Below are 19,488 nucleotides of genomic sequence, written 5' to 3'. Positions count from 1 at the left end.
CGGGCGAACCCGGCTCTTCCGATCGTTTCGAGCGATGCTCGCGGGGGTTCTGCCGCCTTACTGGGCGCTCGAACCGGAAGCCGAGGCGGGCTGGGCCTCGGTGGAGGAGCCGGCGGAGGCCGAATCCTGGCCGCTGACGGCATCGCCGCCGGTCGGCGGGGTCTGGCCGCCGTCCTGGGGCGCGGCCGCCTCCGAATCCGCCCAGCTCTTCACCAGCTCGTCATAGGACACCGTCTGGGGCTGTTCCTTCTCGTTTTCCTTCTTGGGCTGGGGTGCGAGATTGCCGTTCTCCTTGGCCTGCTCGACCCAGTACTCCATGTCGTGCTCTTCGTTCAGCACCGGGCCGTACTCGCCCTGGATGCCGGCCCGCTCGAGCCGCGCCATGATGGCTTCCTGATCGGCGCAGAGCGTGTCCATCGCCTCCTGCGGGGTCTTGGCACCGGAAGCCGCATCACCGATCGCCTGCCACCAGAGCTGGGCGAGCTTGGGATAATCCGGCACGTTGGTGCCCGTCGGGGACCACTGGACGCGCGCCGGCGACCGGTAGAACTCGATGAGACCGCCGAGCTTGGGCGCACGCTCGGTGAAGGACTTGTCGCGGATCGTGGATTCGCGGGTGAAGGTCAGGCCCTCGTGGCTCTTCTTCACGTCGACGGTCTTGGAGCCGACGAACTGGGCGTAGAGCCAGGCGGCCTTCGCCCGGTCGACCGGGGTGGAGTCCATGAGGAGCCAGGAGCCCACGTCCTGATAGCCGAGCTTCATGCCGTCGACCCAGTAGACGCCGTGGGGCGAGGGGGCCATGCGCCATTTCGGCGTGCCGTCCTCGTTCACGACCGGCAGGCCGTCCTTGACCATGTCGGCGGTGAAGGCGGTGTACCAGAAGATCTGCTGGGCGATCTCGCCCTGGGCCGGGACCGGGCCGCTCTCGGAGAAGGTCATGCCCTGGGCCGAAGCCGGCGCATGGGCCTTCATCCAGTCGAGATATTTCTGGATGGCGTAGACGGCGGCCGGGCCGTTGGTGTCGCCGCCGCGCGCGACGCAGGAGCCGGTCGGCTGGGACTTGTCGTTGACGCGGATGCCCCATTCGTCGACGGGCAGGCCGTTCGGCAGGCCCTTGTCGCCATTGCCGGCCATGGAGAGCCAGGCATCGGTGAAGCGCCAGCCGAGCGAGGGGTCCTTCTTGCCATAATCCATATGGCCGTAGACCTTCTTGCCGTCGATCTCGCGGCCGGTGAAGAACTCGGCGATATCCTCATAGGCCGACCAGTTGACCGGCACACCGAGCTCGTAGCCGTACTTCTCGCGGAAGTCGGCCTTGTTCTTCTCGTCGTTGAACCAGTCGTAGCGGAACCAGTAGAGGTTGGCGAACTGCTGGTCGGGCAGCATGTAGAGCTTGCCGTCCGGCGCGGTCGTGAATTCGGTGCCGATATAGTCGTCGATGTCGAGCATCGGATTGGTGACGTCGGCGCCTTCGCCTTCCATCCAGTCGGTCAGGTTGCGCGTCTGCTGATAGCGCCAGTGGGTGCCGATGAGATCGGAATCGTTGACATAGGCGTCGTAGATGTTCTCGCCCGACTGCATCTGCGTCTGCAGCTTCTCGACGACGTCGCCTTCGCCGATGAGGTCGTGGGTGACCTTGATGCCGGTGATCTTCTCGAAGGCCGGGGCAAGGACCTTGGATTCGTATTCATGCGTCGTGATCGTTTCGGAGACGACGCGGATATCCATGCCCTGGAAGGGCTTGGCCGCATCGATGAACCACTGCATTTCCTTTTCCTGATCGGCGCGCGACAGCGTCGACAGATCGCCGATCTCGTTGTCGAGGAACGATTTGGCCGCCTCCATGTCCGCGAAGGCGGGCGATGCGGTGATGGCGAGCGCCGCCACCGTTCCGAGTAGGATGTGCTTTTTCACGATTTCCTCCCTTGAGGCCGAGTCGTTTTGTTTGGGGTGCCGTCCCTCCGCGCCCTTCGGCCGACGCGGACACCCTTCGGTCTGGCTGGTCTAAACGGTTTTGAAGACCAGGATGAAAAAGGCCGCGCAGACGATGAGCGCGTACCAGAGCGACAGGTCGGTGAAATACAGCCAACCGAGGCAGATGAAGGCGGAGCCGAGCAGCGAGACGAACAGGCGATCGCCGCGCGTCGTCTCGAAGCGGAAGATGCCGACCCTCGGCGCGCCGCCGGGCGAGACGTATTCCCACACGCCCATCAGGGCGATCATGGAGAAGATGACGACGAAGAAGATCGCCGTCGGCCAGGTCCAGGCCATCCAGGACAGATCGATCATCGAACGCTCCGATCGGTTGGATTACGAAGGCGGTACATTCCTCACACCCTCCCCAGGGCGAAGCCCTTGGCGATGTAGTTGCGCACGAACCAGATCACGATCGCGCCGGGAATGATCGTCAGCGCGCCGGCCGCGGCAAGGACGCCCCAATCGAGACCGGAGGCCGAGACCGTGCGGGTCATGATCGCCGAGATCGGCTTGGCGTCGGTCACCGTCAGGGTGCGGGCGAGAAGCAGTTCGACCCAGGAGAACATGAAGCAGAAGAAGGCGGCGACACCGATGCCGGAGGCGATCAGCGGCGTGAAGATCTTGAAGAAGAACTTCGGGAAGGAATAGCCGTCGATATAGGCGGTCTCGTCGATCTCCTTCGGCACGCCCGACATGAAGCCTTCAAGAATCCAGACCGCCAGCGGCACGTTGAACAGGCAGTGGGCGAGGGCGACGGCGATGTGGGTGTCGATGAGGCCGAAGGCCGAATAGAGCTGGAAGAAGGGCAGGGCGAAGACCGCGGGCGGGGCCATGCGGTTGGTCAGGAGCCAGAAGAACAGGTGCTTGTCGCCGAGGAACTTGTAGCGCGAGAAGGCATAGGCGGCCGGCAGGGCGACGGCGACCGAGATCACCATGTTCATCAGCACGTAGATCAGCGAATCCACATAGCCCATGTACCAGGAGGGATCGTTGAAGATCACCTGATAGTTGCGCAGGGTCGGATCGTTCGGGATCAGCGTCGCGCCGGACAAAATCTCCTGGTTCGTCTTGAAGCTCATATTGACGAGCCAGTAGATCGGCAGGAGCAGGAAGATGATGTAGAGGATCGGGATCAGCGCCTTCGGCTTGAACCCGCCCGCCTTCTGGCGCGCCCGCGCCTTCAGGGCGTCTTCCGAACGCACGAGATCGGTGTTGGCGGAGCCTTCGTCGGCCAGGCGCACATCGGTCGCGGTCATGCGTCACCGCCTTTCTGGGGCTTCTCCACACCCACATTGGTCATGACGGTGTAGAACACGTAGGAGAGGGTGAGGATGATCAGGAAGTAGATCAGGCTCATCGCCGCCGCTTCCCCGAGATTGAACTGCCCGATCGCGAGCTTCACGAGGTCGATCGACAGGAAGGTCGTCGAATTGCCGGGGCCGCCGCCGGTGACGACGAAGGGCTCGGTGTAGATCATGAAACTGTCCATGAAGCGCAAAAGCACGGCGATGAGCAGGACGCGGCCCATCTTCGGCAGCTGGATGTAGCGGAACACCGCCCAGCGCGAGGCGCCGTCGATCTTGGCGGCCTGGTAATAGGCGTCCGGGATCGAGACGAGGCCGGCATAGCAGAGCAGCACGACGAGGCTCGTCCAGTGCCAGACATCCATCACGACGACGGTGATCCAGGCGTCGAGCGGGTTCTGCACGTAGTTGTAGTCGATGCCGAGGCCGGAGACGGTGGCGCCGAGAAGGCCGATATCGGTGCGCGCGAAGACCTGCCAGATCGTGCCGACGACGTTCCACGGAATGAGGAGCGGCAGCGCCATCAAGACGAGGCAGACCGGGACCCAGAAGCCCTTGCGGGGCATAGCCAGCGCGACGAGGATGCCGAGCGGCACCTCGATCGCGAGGATGATGCCCGAGAAGATCAGGTTGCGCACGAGCGCGCTGTGGAACCGTTCGGAGGTCAGCACCTCCTCGAACCAGGACGTGCCGGCCCAGAAGAAGGCGTTGTTTCCGAAGGTGTCCTGAAAGGCGTAGTTCACCACGGTCATCAGCGGGATGACGGCCGAGATCGCGACGAGAACGAGGACCGGGGTGACGAAGAACCAGGCCTTGTTGTTCCAGGTCTTTTCCATCAGGCAGCGCCCCCCGAGCGCGCGACGAGGCGCGAGTTTTCGTAAAGGTTGAGCGCGTTCGGATCGAAGGTGACGGCCGCGTCCCCCGGCACGGACGCGCCCTCGCGCACGATCGCCGTCACCCGTTCGCCGCCGAGCCGCGCCCGAACGATCCGCTCGGAGCCGATATCCTCGACCTTCTCGATCGTCACCGGCATCGCGCCCGGCTGGCCGCGCTCGACGACGCCGACGAATTCGGGCCGGATGCCGAGTTCGGTCTTCTCGGAGCGCCGCTCGCCCGAATGGCCGGGAAGCGCCACCCGCTCGCCCGCCACGATCGCCTCGCCGCCCTCGATGCGGCAGGGCAGGACGTTCATGCCCGGCGAGCCGATGAAGTAGCCGACGAAGGTATGCTGGGGCCGCTCAAAGAGCTCTTCGGGCGTGCCGATCTGGACCACCTCGCCGTCATACATGACGACCACCTTGTCGGCGAAGGTGAGGGCCTCGGTCTGGTCGTGGGTGACGTAGACCATGGTCATCTCGAATTCGCGGTGCAGCTGCTTCAGCTCCGAGCGCAGCTGCCATTTCATGTGCGGATCGATCACCGTCAGCGGCTCGTCGAAAAGGATCGCGTTGACGTCCGAGCGCACGAGGCCCCGGCCGAGCGAGATCTTCTGCTTCTCGTCCGCCGTCAGGCCGCGCGCCTTGCGCCCCGCCTTGTCCGCAAGGCCGATGCGCTTCAGCATGTCGGCGACGCGCCGCTCGATCTCGCGCGCCTCGACCTTCCGGTTCTTCAGGGGAAAGGCGAGGTTTTCGGCGACCGTCATCGTGTCGTAGATCACAGGGAACTGGAACACCTGGGCGATGTTCCTCGCCTCCGGCGTCAGCAGCGTCACATCCGTCCGGTCGAAATAGACATGTCCTTCCGAGGGCGTCAGGAGGCCGGAAATGATGTTGAGAAGGGTGGTCTTGCCGCAGCCCGAGGGGCCGAGCAGCGCATAGGCGCCACCATCCTCGAAGGCGGTATCGATATTGTTGAGGGCGAAATTGCCGGCACGCGCGAGTTCGGGCGTATAGGCGTGGCGGATATGATCGAGGCGGATGCGGGCCATGTCGTTCTCCTCAGGCCGCGAGCGGGCGCGTTGCGGCCGCGGCCGTCTGGCCGTCCTCGCCGAAGACGAGGCAGTTCGCCGGGTCGAAGCTCAGCTGGATCCGGTCGCCCGGCTCCACGCGGCGCACGCCGTGGACGAGCGCGACGATGCGGTTCTCGCCGCGATCGGCATGGATGAAGCTCTGCGACCCGGTGACTTCGGAAATGGCGATCACCGCGTCGAGATGGGCAAGGCCGTCCGAGGCCTCGGACGTGCCGAAGCTCAGGTGATGGGGCCTGATGCCGATCTTGTAGCTCCCGTCGGGAAGGCTGCGCTGCCCGTCCGAGGCGCGGAAGCGCAGGCCCTCCCGGCCGTGGAACTCCTCGTCGCGCTTTTCGACGGGGAGTATGTTGAGGGGCGGATCGGAGAAGGTGCGCGCGGTGACGATGTCGCGCGGCTCGCGGTAGACCTCGGCCGTCTCGCCGAACTGAGTGATCCGGCCTTCCGAAAGCGTCGCCGTGCGCCCGCCCAGAAGCAGCGCTTCGTGGGGCTCCGTCGTCGCATAGACGAAGATCGCGCCGGTCTCGGCGAAGAGCTTGGGCAATTCCTCGCGCAACTCCTCGCGCAGCTTGTAGTCGAGATTGGCGAGCGGCTCGTCGAGGAGGACGAGTTCGGCATCCTTGACGAGCGCGCGGGCGAGCGCCGTGCGCTGCTGCTGGCCGCCCGACAGGTTCAGCGGGGTGCGGTCGAGAAAGTCCGTCAGCTTCATCAGCGCCGCGGCCTTGCGCACCTTCTCGTCGATCTCGGCCTTCGGGCGCTTCTGGATGCGCAGCGGCGAGGCGATGTTCTCGTAGACGGTGAGGGCGGGGTAGTTGATGAACTGCTGGTAGACCATCGCGACATTGCGCTGGCGCACGGGAACGCCCGTCACGTCCTTGCCGTCCATGACGATGGTGCCGCTGGTCGGCGCGTCGAGGCCCGCCATCAGGCGCATCAGGCTCGTCTTGCCCGAGAGCGTCGGCCCGAGCAGCACGTTGAGACTGCCGCGCGTCAGCTCCAGCGATACGTCGCGTATATGCGTCTCCCCGCCGACGCTCTTGCCGACGCTCTTCAGTTCAAGCACTGAATTCTCCTCCCGAAGGCCGCTATTCGGCGGCTTCCCTCATGCCTTCTGTCTTTTCGCCCACATAAGTCTCCAGCGCGGCCGCCTCCTCCCTGGAGAAGCGCAGGCCCAGCTTGGAGCGCCGCCACAGGACGTCCTCGGCGTCCCTGGCCCATTCCCGTTCGATCATCCAGTCGACCTCCGATTGGAAGAGGCCGTGGCCGAAATCGCGGCCGAGCGTGCCGGACCCGACGATCGTCAGCGCATCGGTGCCGTAGGAGCGCACCAGGCGCCGCACCGTGCGCTCGCCGAGCGAAGGTGCGGCTTTGCCGATCCGTCTTTCGAGATCGGCGACGCCGTCCACCGGAAAATCGCCGCCCGGCAGCGGCTCGTCCGCCGTCCATTTGGGCTTGGACACGCGCAACTTGTCCTCGATCAGGCCGAGCACTTCCTCGGACAGGACGCGATAGGTGGTGATCTTGCCGCCGAAGCCATTGACGAGGGGCGCCTCGCCCTTCTGCGCTTCCACCTTCAGCACGTAGTCGCGGGTGGTCTCCTGCGCCTTCGAGGCGCCGTCGTCGAACAGCGGCCGCACGCCGGAATAGGTCCAGACGATGTCGTCCCGCGTCACTGTGCGCTTCAGATATTCGCTCGCGGCGTCGAGGAGATAGCGCGTCTCGGCCTCCGAGATCGAAACCTTCGAGGGATCGCCTTCGTAATCCTCGTCGGTGGTGCCGACCAGCGTGAAATCGTCCTCGTAGGGGATCGTGAAGATGATCCGCCCGTCGGCGTTCTGGAAGATATAGGCGCGGTCGTGATCGTAGAGCTTCTTCGTGACGATATGCGAGCCCTGGACGAGGCGGATATGGTTCGCCTCGTTGCGGCCGATGGCGCCGCGAATGACGTCGTCGACCCAGGGGCCGCCCATGTTGACGAGGGCTTTCGCCGTCACGCTCCGCCGCGCGCCGGTGCTGCGGTTCTCCAGCGTGACATGCCAGATCATGCCCTCGCGCCTCGCCTCGACGACCTTGGTGCGAACCATGATGTCGGCGCCGCGCTCGGCCGCGTCCCGGGCGTTCAGCACCACGAGCCGCGCATCGTCGACCCGTGCGTCGGAATATTCGAAACCCTTGCGAAACTCGTCCTTCAGGGGGGCGCCCAGCGGATCCTTCGACAGATCGACGCTGACCGTCTTCTTCAGCTTCTTGCGGCCGCCGATATGGTCGTAGAGGAAGAGGCCGATCCTGAGGATGAAGGCGGGGCGAAGCCCTTCGTGATGGGGCAGGATGAAGCGTAGCGGCCGGATGATGTGCGGGGCGATGGCCCAGAGCTTCTCGCGCTCCTGCAGGGCGTGACGCACGAGACCGAACTCGTAGTGCTCGAGATAGCGCAAGCCGCCATGGATGAGCTTCGTCGACCAGGAGGACGTCCCGGAGGCGAGATCGTTCATCTCGGCAAGGCCGACGGAAAACCCGCGTCCGGCCGCATCGCGCGCGATGCCGCAACCGTTGATTCCGCCGCCAATGATGAAGATGTCGTAGTCCGCCATGGCCTCCCCACCACGATCGGGCACCCCTCGAAGATCATGTCTTCGTTGAAAGGGAAGGTAAAACGAAAGAAAAGCGAGCGTCAAGCGAAATTTCGATCCGCTTCGTCCCGGCTGTGGATCGCCGTATCGTCCCGGTGATTGGTTTCGACGAGACGGGTCTCGCCCTCGGCGCAGACCGCTTCGATCGCCTTCGGCGCATGATCCGTGACGAAGACGTCGACCTGGGAGAGATGCCCGACGCGCACGGGCGCCGAGCGCTCGAATTTCGAGGCGTCGGCGGCGAGAATCACGTGCCGGGCGTTCTCCATGATGGCCTGGGTCACGCGCACCTCACGATAGTCGTAGTCGAGGAGCGAGCCGTCGAGGTCGATCGCCGAGGCGCCGATGACCGCATAATCCACCTTGAACTGCCGGATGAAGTCGACGGCGGTTTCGCCGACGATGCCGCCATCCGAGCGCCGCACGACGCCGCCCGCGATGACGACCTCGATCTCCGGATAGGGCCGCATGAGGCTGGCGACGTTGATATTGTTGGTGATGATCATCAGCTCGCCGCGATTGAGGAGCGCCTGCGCGACGGCTTCCGTGGTCGTGCCGATATTGACGAAGAGGGAGGAGGCGTCGGGGATGAGATCGGCGACGGCGCGCCCGATCGCGTTCTTCTCCTCCACCGCGATGAGGCGCCTCGCATCATAGCCCACGTTTTCGAGGGAGGAGGAAAGAACCGCGCCGCCATGGATGCGCGAGAGCAGCCGGCGCTGGCACAGATCGTTGAGGTCCTTGCGGATCGTTTGAACCGAGACCTGGAAATGGGCGGCGAGACCGTCGACCGAGACGCGTCCGGTCCGTTTCACGGTTTCGAGGATCTCGCTCTGGCGATCCGTCAGCATGGTATGGTCCTCCCCGCTTTCGGTTTTGACGAAAGCGAAAGCCAAGCGCAAGTGCGTGGGAGAACGGGTCGGCCTGCCGGGACGAGCCCGGCAGGCCTTCATCACTCAGCCGACATAGCGATTGACGAGGTTTTCAAGCCGCTCCTGACGGCCCGAGCGCGGCTGGGGGTCGAGATTCTCGGCCTCGACGCGGGCGGCCGCCTGTTCGAGGTCGCCGGAGAGCATGGTCTTCGCGGCCTCGCCGTCCCAGCCCGCATAGCGCTCGGTGAGCGCCTTTTCGAGTTCGCCGTCCTTAAGCATCGCAGCGGCAGCCTTCAGACCCGCCGCGCAGACATCCATGCCGCCCACATGGGAGAGGATCAGGTCCTCCGGGTCGATCGACTGGCGGCGAACCTTGGCGTCGAAATTCGTGCCGCCGGTGCCCAAGCCCCCATTCTTCAGGATCTCGTAATAGGCGAGCGCCACCTCCGGCACGTTGTTCGGGAACTGGTCGGTGTCCCAGCCGGACTGGTAGTCGTTGCGGTTCATGTCGATCGAGCCGAGAATGCCGAGCTGGCGGGCGAGATGCAGCTCGTGCTCGAAGGAATGGCCGGCGAGAATCGCATGGCCCTGCTCGATATTGAGCTTGACCTCGCCCTCGAGGCCGAAATCCTTCAGGAAGCCGTATATCGTGCCGACATCGTAGTCGTACTGGTGCTTGGACGGCTCCTGGGGCTTGGGCTCGATCAGGATCGTGCCGGCAAATCCGATCTTCTTCGCGTATTCGACGACCATCTGCAGGAAGCGACCGTAATGCTGGCGCTCGCGGCCCATATCGGTGTTGAGCAGCGTCTCGTAGCCTTCGCGCCCGCCCCACAACACGTAGTTCTCGCCGCCGAGCCGGTGCGTGGCGTCGATGCAGCTCTTCACGGTCGCGGCGGCATAGGCGAAGACGTCCGGGTCCGGATTGGTCGCTGCGCCCGACATGAAGCGCTTGTGGGTGAACATGTTGGCAGTGCCCCAGAGGCACTTCACGCCGGTCTCTTTCATCTTCGGCTGGACGTAATCGACCCATTCGAAGAGCCGGTCGCGGCTTTCCGCGAAGCTCGCGCCTTCGGGGCGCACGTCGAGGTCGTGCCAGCAGAAATAGGGCGCGCCGAGAATGCGGAACATCTCGAAGGCCGCATCGGCCTTCACGCGCATCGCCTCCATCGTATCCTGCGGATACCACGGACGATCGAAGGTGCGCCCGCCGAACGGGTCGCCGCCCTCCCAGGCGAAGGAATGCCAGTAGGCGACCGCGAAGCGCAGGTGCTCGCGCATGGTCTTGCCGGCGATCACGGCATCCGCGTCGTAGTGGCGGAACGCGAACTCGTTGCGGCTGTCGGGGCCTTCATAGCGGATCGGGGCGATATCGCCGAAGAAATCGGTCATCATGGGTCCTGTTGCGTGGGGTGAAGTCAGGGGGTGGCGGGGTACCAGTAGCGGGCCTCGTCAGCACCGCGATCGATGAGGACGAAGGTGTCGGCGAAGACGCGGTAGGGGTGGCTCCATTCGCCGTCCGGCCACTGGACGCGGATCTGCGCCCGCTCGCCGACGCCGAGACCGAGATGGACGAAGCCGCTGGTGCCCGAGGCGTGGCCTCCGCCGACATGGACCGTGCGCATCAGCGTCTTCGTGCCGACCCGGATCGCGAGCCTGGCGCCGATGGCGTCGACGTTCTCGCCGGTCTGTTTCAGCGCCACCTGAAGGAAGTTGCCGAGCGGGCGCGTGCCGTGCGGCGCGATCGCGCCGGTATTGCGGAAGAGGCTTGCGGGGCCGCCGCGATTGACGACGAGGAGATCGAGCGCGCCGTCGAGATTGAAATCGGCGACGAGCGCGCCGCGCCCCTTGGTGTGCCGGGCAAGGCCAGCCTCCCTGCCGCGTTCGGTGAATATTCCGTCGAAGCCGCCCATCAGCAGATTGTCGGGGTCGAAGGCGGCGAAATCCGGCATCGCCTCCACATTGCCCTTCGCGATGAAGAGATCGAGGTTCATGTCGTTGTTGAAGTCGGCGAACTCGGCATGCCAGCCGGTGGACGGCTTGCCCTCGTCCCCGTCATAGGGCCGGTGAGCGGTCGCGCCGCGATCATAGGCCTCGTCACGATAGGCGGGCAGGTCCTCGATTTCCCGGTCGAGCACCTGAAGCTTGGTATCGCCCATGGAGGTGAGCGCGTATTCCGGCCAGCCGTCGCCGTCGAGATCGGCCTCGGCGATGCCCATTCCCCAGATGGACAGATGCTGCCAGCCATCGGCCTTGCGATAGGGGCGGGCGGGCCGGCCGGGCTCCACGCGCCAGAGCTGCTCCTCACCGCCGCGATAATATTGCCGGTCATTGGTGATGCGCAGCGCCGGCTCGCCGGTGCGGTTCCAGTCGGTAAAAAGCATCGAGAGCGCGCAGTAACCCGGAGAGAGCTTCTGGGGCTCCGAATAGTCGGGCGTCTCGGCGCCCTTCGCCGGGCGCATCAGGAGATTGTCGGAACAGGTGCCCCAGGGCGAGCCGGGCGCTGAACGGTCGACGTAATTGCCGAAGGCGAGCGTCGGGAAGCGGTTGCCGGGCTCGAAGGTCGCGGAGAAGGCCGTCGTCCATTCGCGCCCCGGCTCGATGTTCCAGGCCCGCGTCGCGTCCTCGAACCGGCAGGCATCGAGGCCCCTGAGAACGAGATTGGCGCCGACCCTCAGGAGAACGAGATCCTGCCGCCCGTCCTGATCGATGTCGAGCGCATAGGCGCCGGTGACGTTTTCGAGATCGGCCTTCTCGATGCCGATATCGTCGACGGCCTCGAAGGCGAGACTCCCGCCCGTCTCGGAGAGGTTGCGATAGAGCGTGCCCGCATTCTTGCCGCCGGCGAGAAAGACGTCCTGCCTGCGGTCGCCGTCGCAATCGAAGGCCGCGCCGCCGCCGCCCACGAAGAACTCCCAGGGCCCGTCATAGCTGTGGAGAATGCCCGCCGCCTCGGCCTCCTCGACGAAGAGGGGCGTATCGGCGCCGAAGACGGCCGACGGGCTGCCCGCTTCGGACTGGGCGAGGGCGGCGGATGCGAGGCCGAGCAGGGCGGCGAGCGATCCGGCGATGCGGCAGAGGGGGCGCCGTCCGCGCCCGCGCATCCGTCTCAGTGCCGCGTTCATGGCTCCACCTTCAGCGTCTTCAGCCAAGCGACGAGGGCCGAGCGTTCCTCTTCGGGCAGCTTGCGATAGGCCGTGGCGCTCGCCTTCGCATCGCCGCCATGGGCGAGGATCGCCTCGTCGAGCGTCGTCACGTCGCCGCGATGGCCGTAGGGTGCGGTATCGGCGAGGCCCCAGAGTTCGGCGGTCATGAAGACGTCGCGCTCGACGAAGCGCTGGGCGAGCGTCTCGTTGCCGAAGCGCGGGCTCGCCTGATCGGCGATCCGGTGGCGCTTGAGATCGCCGAACAAGGGCACGAGGACGCGGCCCTTCTCGTCGCGCGGCAGGGCCTTCGCCCATTCCAGAAGGCCGAGATCGTAGATCGCGGGTTCTGCGACATCCTGCGTCCGCAGCGTGCCGGCCGTATCGACGGGGCCCGGATCGGCGAAGGCGAGGCTGTCGAGGGGCAGGGAGGGCTTGTGGCAGGTGGCGCAGCCAAGATCGGCGAACACCGCGCGGCCCGCCTTCGCCGCCTTCCGCCACTCCGGGTCTTCGGGCGCCGTTTCCAGCGGCGCGGGAAGGCTCGCCTGGAACGCGACCATGGCCGAGACCTCGCCCGGGCCGATCTCGTCGGCCATGCCGTCGCCGTCGAAATCGCCGGTTCCCGTCCAGCGGGCGCCGAAGCGCTCGGAGGCCTGCATGCCGTGATGGGAATTCAGCGTGTTCACCGTGAACTGGCGCAGCGAGGTCATCACGCCCTTCTGGCTGAAGGGCCGCAAGACCAGATCGGGATCGATCCCGTCGAGCTCGGAGAAATCGACCGAGCCGTCGGGAAGCGCGGTAATCGATCCGAAGGAGACGCCCTTGGAGGCGAGCGGCGCCGCGACCGGTTCGCCCGATGCGCGCGCCGCCTTCAGCGCTTCGGTGCGCTGGGCTTTGAGATCGGCCGTCATCTCGCGGGCGAGAAGCTCGACGAGGCCCGAGCCGAACAGGTGATTGGTGCCGCGCTCGTTGGAGAACTGCGGATCGATCGTATCGAAATCGGCGCTCTCGAAGCCCTCCGAAACGAAGACGTTTCCGACGAAGCCGCCCGCGCCGCCGGTCGCCGGCTCGTTGTGACAGGAGGAGCAGGCGTTCGCATCGGGCCCCGCGAGCCGCTGGAAGCCGTGCTCGGCGGGCCTTCGGTGCCGGGTCGGAATGATCGCCTGGGTGGAATGGGGCCGGCCCGCCCCGTCGAGCGTGGTGAAGCGGGCCTCGAAGAGGTCGCGGCCGGCCGCGATCAGGGTCTGGAGCGCGTCTGCATCGAGCGTTCCGGCAAGCCTGTCCTGATCGATGCGGTGCTTGACGGCATGTTCCGACCAGGCCGGCCGCTCCATCTCTGCCGAAGAGGCGCCGGGCGATACAGCCATGATGCAGGAGGCGAGGCAGGCGCCCGCGGCAAGCCGGAGCATGAATGCGCCCCTTGAGCGAGATCTCGTTCGGTTCATTCGGCCGCATCCCTCGTTTCGCGCTCGCTGGCTGCGAAGACCTGGTCGAGATCCCCGAGCGCCCGGTTGGTCGCGGCGTCGAAGATCAGCGCATCGGCATCCTCGACCACGGTGAAGGGCACGTCCGCGCCTTCGCCCGCGACCGCACTCTCGGCGATACCGCGCCGAATGGAGGGTTCGAGAAGATCCATGGCGTGAGACCCGGACCCGGTGAAGACCAGCGGCAGCGGGTCGATGAGGGTGAAGACCCGGCCGAGCCCGTAGCCGAGCGCGAGCCCGGCGGTCTCGAACGCGCCTGCGGCCTGTGCCTCGCCGGCGCGTGCCCGGTCGGCGATCGCGTGCATCAGGCTCTCGTCGATCCGCCTTGCGATGATCTCGTCCGGCGGTGCGCCACCCGCCGATCTGAGGATCGCGTAGTCGGCGGCATAGGCTTCCACGCAGCCGCGATTGCCGCAGCGGCACAGCGCCCCGCCGGGATAGTGGTTGATATGGCCGAATTCGGTCGATGCCCGCTGGCGGGCGGTGAACGGATCGCCGGCGACGGCGATCCCCATTCCGACACCGAAGCCGATGAGGATCGTCGCAAGGCCGCTGCGTACCGAGGAGCCGTCCCAGCGGAAGCCCTCGGGCATCAGCGAGCAGTCGTTCTCGACGCCGACCCCGATCCCGGTCCTTGCCTCGATCGCCGGGCCGATCTCGATATTGCGGGTCTTCAGCGCCGGCGACCAGACGATCGATCCGCGTGACGTGTCGACCTTGCCCTGGACCGCGACGACGATCCGGCCGATCCGGCCGATCCGGTCGCAAGAGGCGAGGCGGGCCTCGCTGGCGACGGTTTCGATGAGCGCGGCGATGACGCCCGCGATCGCATCCGCATCGAAACCGGCAATGGAGGTCTCGCGGGTCGCCTCGGCCAGAGAGGTGCCGGCATAATCGGAGAGACGGACGGCGATCTCGCCGACGGCGACACGGGCGGCGATCACGTAAGCGGCCTCGCCGAGGAGGGCGATGCGGCGCTCGGGCCGGCCGCGCCGCCCGACGCGGGCGAGGGGGGCGTCTTCCTCGGCCTCGGGAATCTCGCGCACGAGACCGTTGCGGATGAGGGCGCTGGTGATGGCGGCGGCCGAGGACAGGGAAAGGCCGGTCGCGTCCGCGGCGGCGCGGCGGGTCGTGCGCCGCCTGACGCGCAGGTGCTCGATGACGATCCGGCGATTATGGGCGCGCACGCCTTCCGCGTCGGTTTTCGACAGCATGTCCGGTTCAGATCCTCCCGCCGCGGACCCGACGTTTCCTCCCGTCCGGTTCCGCTCCTCACGCCTATGTTGACAGACATATTTTTTGATGTCACCATTTTTTACGAGGCTTGGAAAAAGTCTTGGTCGAGAGCCGACGGGCTGTCGGCAAGGGAGTTCAGGCGCTTATCGCGCCAGGGAGGAAATCGATGAAGACTTTGAAGATCGCGCTCGCCGGCGCGGTGTTTTCGCTCGGCATGACGGCACTCGCAGCGGCCCAGGACGGCCCGACCGTGGGCGTCTCCTGGTCGAACTTCCAGGAAGAACGCTGGAAGACCGACGAGGCCGCGATCAAGGAGGCTCTCGAGGCCGCCGGCGCCAGCTACATTTCCGCCGATGCGCAGTCCTCGGCCGCCAAGCAGCTGACCGATGTCGAATCCCTGATCAGCCAGGGCGCCGACGCGCTGATCATCCTCGCGCAGGATTCCGCCGCGATCGGCCCCGCCGTTCAGACCGCCGTCAACAACGGCATCCCGGTCGTCGGCTATGATCGCCTGATCGAGAACCCGGACGCGTTCTACATCACCTTCGACAACAAGGAAGTCGGCCGCATCCAGGCCCGCGAAGTCCAGAAGGTGAAGCCGGAAGGCAACTACGCCTTCATCAAGGGCTCGTCCTCCGATCCGAACGCCGACTTCCTGTTCTCCGGCCAGATGGAAGTCCTCAAGGACGCGATCGATTCCGGCAAGATCAAGAATGTCGGCGAGGCCTATACGGATGCCTGGCTTCCGGCGAACGCCCAGCAGAACATGGAACAGATCCTGACCGCCAACAACAACGAGGTCGACGCGGTCGTCGCCTCGAACGACGGCACGGCGGGCGGTGCGATCGCGGCTCTGGAGGCCCAGGGTCTCGCCGGTTCGGTCCCCGTCTCCGGGCAGGACGCCGACCATGCGGCGCTCAACCGCATCGCGCGCGGAACCCAGACAGTCTCGGTCTGGAAGGACTCGCGCGAACTCGGCAAGCGCGCGGCCGAGATCGCTCTCGATCTCGCCAAGGGCACGCAGATGGCCGAGGTCGAGGGTGCGGAGAGCTGGGACAGCCCGGGCGGCATGCAGCTGTCCTCGATCTTCCTGAAGCCCGTCGCGATCACCAAGGACAATCTCCAGACGATCATCGATTCGGGCTGGGTGTCCAAGGACACCGTCTGCCAGGGCGTCGAGCCGGGCTCGGTTCCGGCCTGCAACTGATCCATCCGTGATCATCGCTTGCCGGGACGGTGAAACCCGTCCCGGCAAGCCCCCTTCCGGCAAAGCCGGGAGCGGCCGGTCCGACGCAGCGCGAGAACCCGCCTCGTCTGGCCCTTCGAATTTCCTGGGAGGCGATCATGAGTGACGTGGCATCGGGTGGTGCCGTGCGGCCGAAGACGGCCGGCGGTGGCTCCGGGTTCAAGAATTTCCTGCGCGCGACCGAAATCGACACGCGCATGCTCGGCATGGTCGGCGCGCTGCTGGTCATCTGGGTCGGCTTCCACATCCTGTCGGGCGGCACCTTCCTGACCCCGCGAAACCTGTGGAACCTGTCGGTGCAGACGGCATCGGTCGGCGTGATGGCGACCGGCATGGTGCTCGTCATCGTCACCCGCAATATCGACCTGTCGGTCGGCTCGGTCCTCGGCGTCACCGGCATGATCATGGCGATCGCGCAGACCACCTGGTTCACGCCGATGTTCGGCTTCGACAACCCCATGGTCTGGATCGCGACGATCGGGCTCGGCCTTCTTTCGGGCCTTGCGATCGGCGGTCTCCAGGGCTTCGTCATCGCCTATATGGGCGTGCCCTCCTTCATCGTGACGCTGGGCGGCCTGCTCGTCTGGCGTGGCGCTGCATGGTGGGTCGCCTCGGGCCGCACCATCCCGATCACCGACGACACGTTCAAGATCCTCGGCGGCGGCTCGGACGGCTCCATCGGCGCGACCTGGAGCTGGGTCATCGCGATCGTCGCCATCGCCTTCCTCGCGCTCGCCGCGGTCAATGCCCGGCGCCAGCGCAAGCGGTTCCATTTCCCGGTCAAGCCCATGTGGGCCGAGTATCTGACCTTCGCTCTCTCGGCCGGCGCGGTCGTCGTCGCGACCCTCATCGTCAACGCCTATCTCCTGCCCGGTCCGCTCGCCGCCCGCTATGCCCAGGCGAACGGCATCGCGGTGCCGGAAGGCGGTCTGGCGATCTCCTTCGGCTATGCGGTTCCGGTGCTTCTCTTCATCGGCGTCGGCATCGTCATGACCTTCGTCGCGCGGCGCACCCGCTTCGGCCGCTACGTCTTCGCGATCGGTGGCAACCCGGAAGCCGCAGAGCTTGCCGGCATCAACACCAAGCGCGTCACCATGATGGTCTTTGCCCTCATGGGCATGCTGGCGGCGATCGCGGCCGCGATCTCCACGGCGCGCCTCACCTCCGCCACCAATGCCCAGGGCACGCTCGACGAGCTCTACACCATCGCCGCCGCCGTCATCGGCGGAACCTCGCTCGCGGGCGGCGCCGGCACGATCGCCGGAGCCATGCTCGGCGCGCTGGTCATGCAGAGCCTGCAATCGGGCATGGTTCTGCTCGGCATGGATACGCCGCTTCAGAACATCGTCGTCGGGGCCGTGCTCGTCGTGGCCGTCTGGCTCGACACCGTCTACCGCAAGAGGGCCGCATGATGAGCACCACGATGGACGATATCCGCGACGGCGGCACCACCGGTCATACGGACAACATCGACCGCGCCGGGCCACCCCTCGTCGCGATGGAAGACATCTCGATCTCCTTCGGCGGCATCCATGCCGTCGACGGGGCCTCGCTCGATCTCTATCCGGGGGAGGTCGTCGCTCTGCTCGGCCATAACGGGGCGGGCAAGTCGACGCTGATCAAGATCCTGTCGGGCGCCTACAAGCGCGACAGCGGCGAGATCATGGTGCGCGGCGAGAGGGCGACGATCTCGAACCCGCGCGACGCCAAGGCCTATGGCATCGAGACGATCTACCAGACCCTCGCGCTCGCCGACAATGTGGACGCGGCCGCCAACCTCTTCCTCGGGCGCGAGATCATGACGCCCTTCGGCACGCTCGACGATGCCGCGATGGAGGCCGAGGCTCGCAAGGTGATGGGCCGCCTCAACCCGAACTTCAAGCGCTTCAAGGAGCCGGTCCGGGCCCTGTCCGGCGGCCAGCGCCAGTCAGTTGCGATCGCCAGAGCGATCCTCTTCAACGCCAAGATCCTGATCATGGACGAGCCGACCGCCGCGCTCGGGCCGCAGGAGACCGCGCAGGTCGCGGACCTCATCAAGGAGCTGAAGAAGGAGGAGATCGGCATCTTCCTCATCAGCCACGACATCCACGATGTCTTCGACCTGTCGGATCGCGTGGTGGTGATGAAGAACGGCCAGGTGGTGGGAAGCGCGAAGACGAGCGACGTGACCAAGGACGAAGTCCTCGGCATGATCATTCTCGGCAAGTGCCCCGCCGGCGCAACGCCCGGGCCGGGCGCGATGAAGGACTGAACGCGGCGCCGGCACCGACCCGGCTGGACGACTTGTCTGGCTCCGGTTCGCGGAAGATCCGGCTTCGTTCGAAGGCCGCGACGATCAGGGCCCGATCCCCACGGATCGGGCCTTTCTCTATGCCGGCATCCCGGCAAGGTTATGGCCGCATCTGCCCCGGTCAGGCGACCTTTGCGACCGTCTCGGCGTGCCCGGCATCCATCAGTGGACGGATGCGCGTCCAGGCCGCCACGAAGGCCTCGACGCAGCCGGGATCGAAGTGACTACCGCTGCAGGCGAGAATCTCGTCATAGGCCTTTTCGATCGGCCATGCCGCCTTGTAGGGACGCTCCGAGCACAGGGCGTCGAAGACGTCGGCGAGAGCGACGATGCGCCCTTCGATCGGGATGGCGTCGCCCGCAAGACCCGCCGGATAGCCGTTGCCATCCCATTTCTCGTGATGCGTTTTGGCGACGACGCTCGCGACGTGGACGACTTCGGTCGAGGCCTCCCCGAGGATCGCGGCGCCGATATCGACATGCCTGCGCATGACGGACATCTCTTCGGCGCTCAGCCGCCCCGGTTTCTGAAGGACGGCGTCCGGGATGCCGATCTTGCCGATATCGTGCAGGGGCGCGGCGAGGTAGAGGATGCGCGCACGCTCCTCGCCGAGGCCGAGGGTTTCCGCCAGAATGCGGCAGATCTCGGCGACGCGCGAGACGTGGTCGCCGGTCGTGCCGTCGCGATATTCGATGGCCCGCGCGAGGCGCCAGATGATCTCCTCCTCACGTGCGACGAGGCTCGCCGTCGCCTGCTCGACTTCGGCCGCAAGCTCCCTTGCCCGGTCCGTCTGCTCGCATTGCACCTGTCTGAGGGCGAGCAGGTTGCGCACGCGGGACTGAAGTTCGATCCAGTCGAAGGGCTTGTTGAGAAAGTCCGTGGCCCCGGCCTGGATGGCCTGGCGCTTCAGGGCCGGATCAAGGGTCGCGGCGATCATGATCATCGGCACGTGCCGGTAGGCGGCCCGCTCGCGCAGGGCCGTCAGCACTTCGATGCCGTCGAGTTTCGGCATGATGTAGTCGACGAGGACGAGGTCGAACTGGGACTGGTCACACTCCGTGATGGCCTGCTCCGGATCGAGGCAGATCCTCGTCTCGACGTCGCCGAGTTCCGCGACCTTGCCGGCGATGGCGGACGCGCTCGACCGACTGTCGTCGATGATCAAGACCCTCATGGACATCCTGCAAACCCCTAGGAGCATCCCGATCAGTAGTACATGGAACCGTTTCAACCTCTTTAAAAACACGGTTGCGGGTCGCTGCCGACTATCCTCGAAACGTGCGGAATGGATAGTCGGCTAATCTGACGCAGGGGCGGGATCCTCGCGCCTCGGCGCAGGT

General features: G+C 65.9%; 16 protein-coding genes. 3 read left to right on the top strand and 13 right to left on the bottom strand.

The features are described 5' to 3' along the window. Window positions 1-57 precede the first annotated feature (57 nt). The 12 genes from DYI37_RS10555 to DYI37_RS10500 form a co-directional block, all read right to left on the bottom strand. Window positions 58-1,845, bottom strand: a complete 1,788-nt coding sequence (locus DYI37_RS10555) for an ABC transporter substrate-binding protein (protein WP_116683493.1) — start codon at window positions 1,843-1,845, stop codon at window positions 58-60. Between the two features lie 159 nt (window positions 1,846-2,004). After that, window positions 2,005-2,289, bottom strand: coding sequence for a DUF2160 domain-containing protein (locus DYI37_RS10550; RefSeq protein WP_116683196.1), 285 nt, complete (start codon window positions 2,287-2,289; stop codon window positions 2,005-2,007). A 41-nt stretch (window positions 2,290-2,330) separates the two neighbouring features. After that, window positions 2,331-3,233 carry a carbohydrate ABC transporter permease gene (locus DYI37_RS10545; protein ID WP_116683195.1) on the bottom strand — a complete coding sequence of 301 codons (903 nt, stop codon included), beginning with the start codon at window positions 3,231-3,233 and terminating at the stop codon, window positions 2,331-2,333. Then, a complete protein-coding gene (locus DYI37_RS10540) occupies window positions 3,230-4,117 on the bottom strand; it encodes a carbohydrate ABC transporter permease (RefSeq protein WP_116683194.1) in 888 nt (295 codons plus the stop codon). The genes DYI37_RS10545 and DYI37_RS10540 overlap by 4 nt, the downstream gene beginning before the upstream one ends. After that, window positions 4,117-5,208: an ABC transporter ATP-binding protein gene (locus tag DYI37_RS10535; RefSeq protein ID WP_116683193.1), complete on the bottom strand. Its 1,092-nt coding sequence runs from the start codon at window positions 5,206-5,208 to the stop codon at window positions 4,117-4,119. Before DYI37_RS10535 ends, DYI37_RS10540 begins: the two co-directional genes overlap by 1 nt. A 10-nt stretch (window positions 5,209-5,218) precedes the next feature. Further along, window positions 5,219-6,310, bottom strand: coding sequence for an ABC transporter ATP-binding protein (locus DYI37_RS10530; RefSeq protein WP_116683192.1), 1,092 nt, complete (start codon window positions 6,308-6,310; stop codon window positions 5,219-5,221). Between the two features lie 22 nt (window positions 6,311-6,332). After that, a complete protein-coding gene (glpD, locus tag DYI37_RS10525; RefSeq protein ID WP_116683191.1) occupies window positions 6,333-7,838 on the bottom strand; it encodes a glycerol-3-phosphate dehydrogenase in 1,506 nt (501 codons plus the stop codon). Between the two features lie 80 nt (window positions 7,839-7,918). Next, a complete protein-coding gene (locus tag DYI37_RS10520) occupies window positions 7,919-8,728 on the bottom strand; it encodes a DeoR/GlpR family DNA-binding transcription regulator (RefSeq protein WP_116683190.1) in 810 nt (269 codons plus the stop codon). A gap of 105 nt (window positions 8,729-8,833) precedes the next feature. Continuing rightward, window positions 8,834-10,144, bottom strand: coding sequence for a xylose isomerase (gene xylA, locus DYI37_RS10515; RefSeq protein ID WP_199520136.1), 1,311 nt, complete (start codon window positions 10,142-10,144; stop codon window positions 8,834-8,836). Window positions 10,145-10,167: 23 nt separating this feature from the next. Then, window positions 10,168-11,874, bottom strand: a complete 1,707-nt coding sequence (locus tag DYI37_RS10510; protein WP_245413869.1) for an FG-GAP-like repeat-containing protein — start codon at window positions 11,872-11,874, stop codon at window positions 10,168-10,170. Continuing rightward, window positions 11,871-13,301, bottom strand: coding sequence for a di-heme oxidoredictase family protein (locus DYI37_RS10505; RefSeq protein WP_199520135.1), 1,431 nt, complete (start codon window positions 13,299-13,301; stop codon window positions 11,871-11,873). Before DYI37_RS10505 ends, DYI37_RS10510 begins: the two co-directional genes overlap by 4 nt. A 32-nt stretch (window positions 13,302-13,333) precedes the next feature. Then, entirely contained in the window at window positions 13,334-14,590 is a 1,257-nt protein-coding gene (locus DYI37_RS10500; RefSeq protein ID WP_116683188.1) for an ROK family protein, read from the bottom strand. A gap of 188 nt (window positions 14,591-14,778) precedes the next feature. On the opposite strand from DYI37_RS10500, the gene xylF reads away from it, so the two are divergent. The 3 genes from xylF to DYI37_RS10485 all read left to right on the top strand — a co-directional run bounded on the left by xylF (window position 14,779) and on the right by DYI37_RS10485 (window position 18,109). Further along, window positions 14,779-15,819 carry a D-xylose ABC transporter substrate-binding protein gene (gene xylF, locus DYI37_RS10495; RefSeq protein WP_116683187.1) on the top strand — a complete coding sequence of 347 codons (1,041 nt, stop codon included), beginning with the start codon at window positions 14,779-14,781 and terminating at the stop codon, window positions 15,817-15,819. 137 nt (window positions 15,820-15,956) lie between these two features. Next, on the top strand, window positions 15,957-17,270 hold the full coding sequence (locus tag DYI37_RS10490; protein ID WP_116683186.1) for a sugar ABC transporter permease: 1,314 nt from the start codon (window positions 15,957-15,959) through the stop codon (window positions 17,268-17,270). Window positions 17,271-17,356: 86 nt separating this feature from the next. Further along, complete coding sequence (locus tag DYI37_RS10485) at window positions 17,357-18,109, top strand: ATP-binding cassette domain-containing protein (RefSeq protein WP_116683490.1); 753 nt, start codon at window positions 17,357-17,359, stop codon at window positions 18,107-18,109. Between the two features lie 160 nt (window positions 18,110-18,269). On the opposite strand, the gene DYI37_RS10480 is transcribed toward DYI37_RS10485, so the two are convergent. After that, entirely contained in the window at window positions 18,270-19,322 is a 1,053-nt protein-coding gene (locus DYI37_RS10480; RefSeq protein WP_245413868.1) for an HD domain-containing phosphohydrolase, read from the bottom strand. Between the last annotated feature and the right edge of the window lie 166 nt (window positions 19,323-19,488).

Source organism: Fulvimarina endophytica, assembly GCF_003403015.1.
Lineage (GTDB): Bacteria > Pseudomonadota > Alphaproteobacteria > Rhizobiales > Rhizobiaceae > Fulvimarina > Fulvimarina endophytica.
Note: the sequence above shows the minus strand (reverse complement) of the source record. Positions and strands in the feature narration are given on the sequence as shown.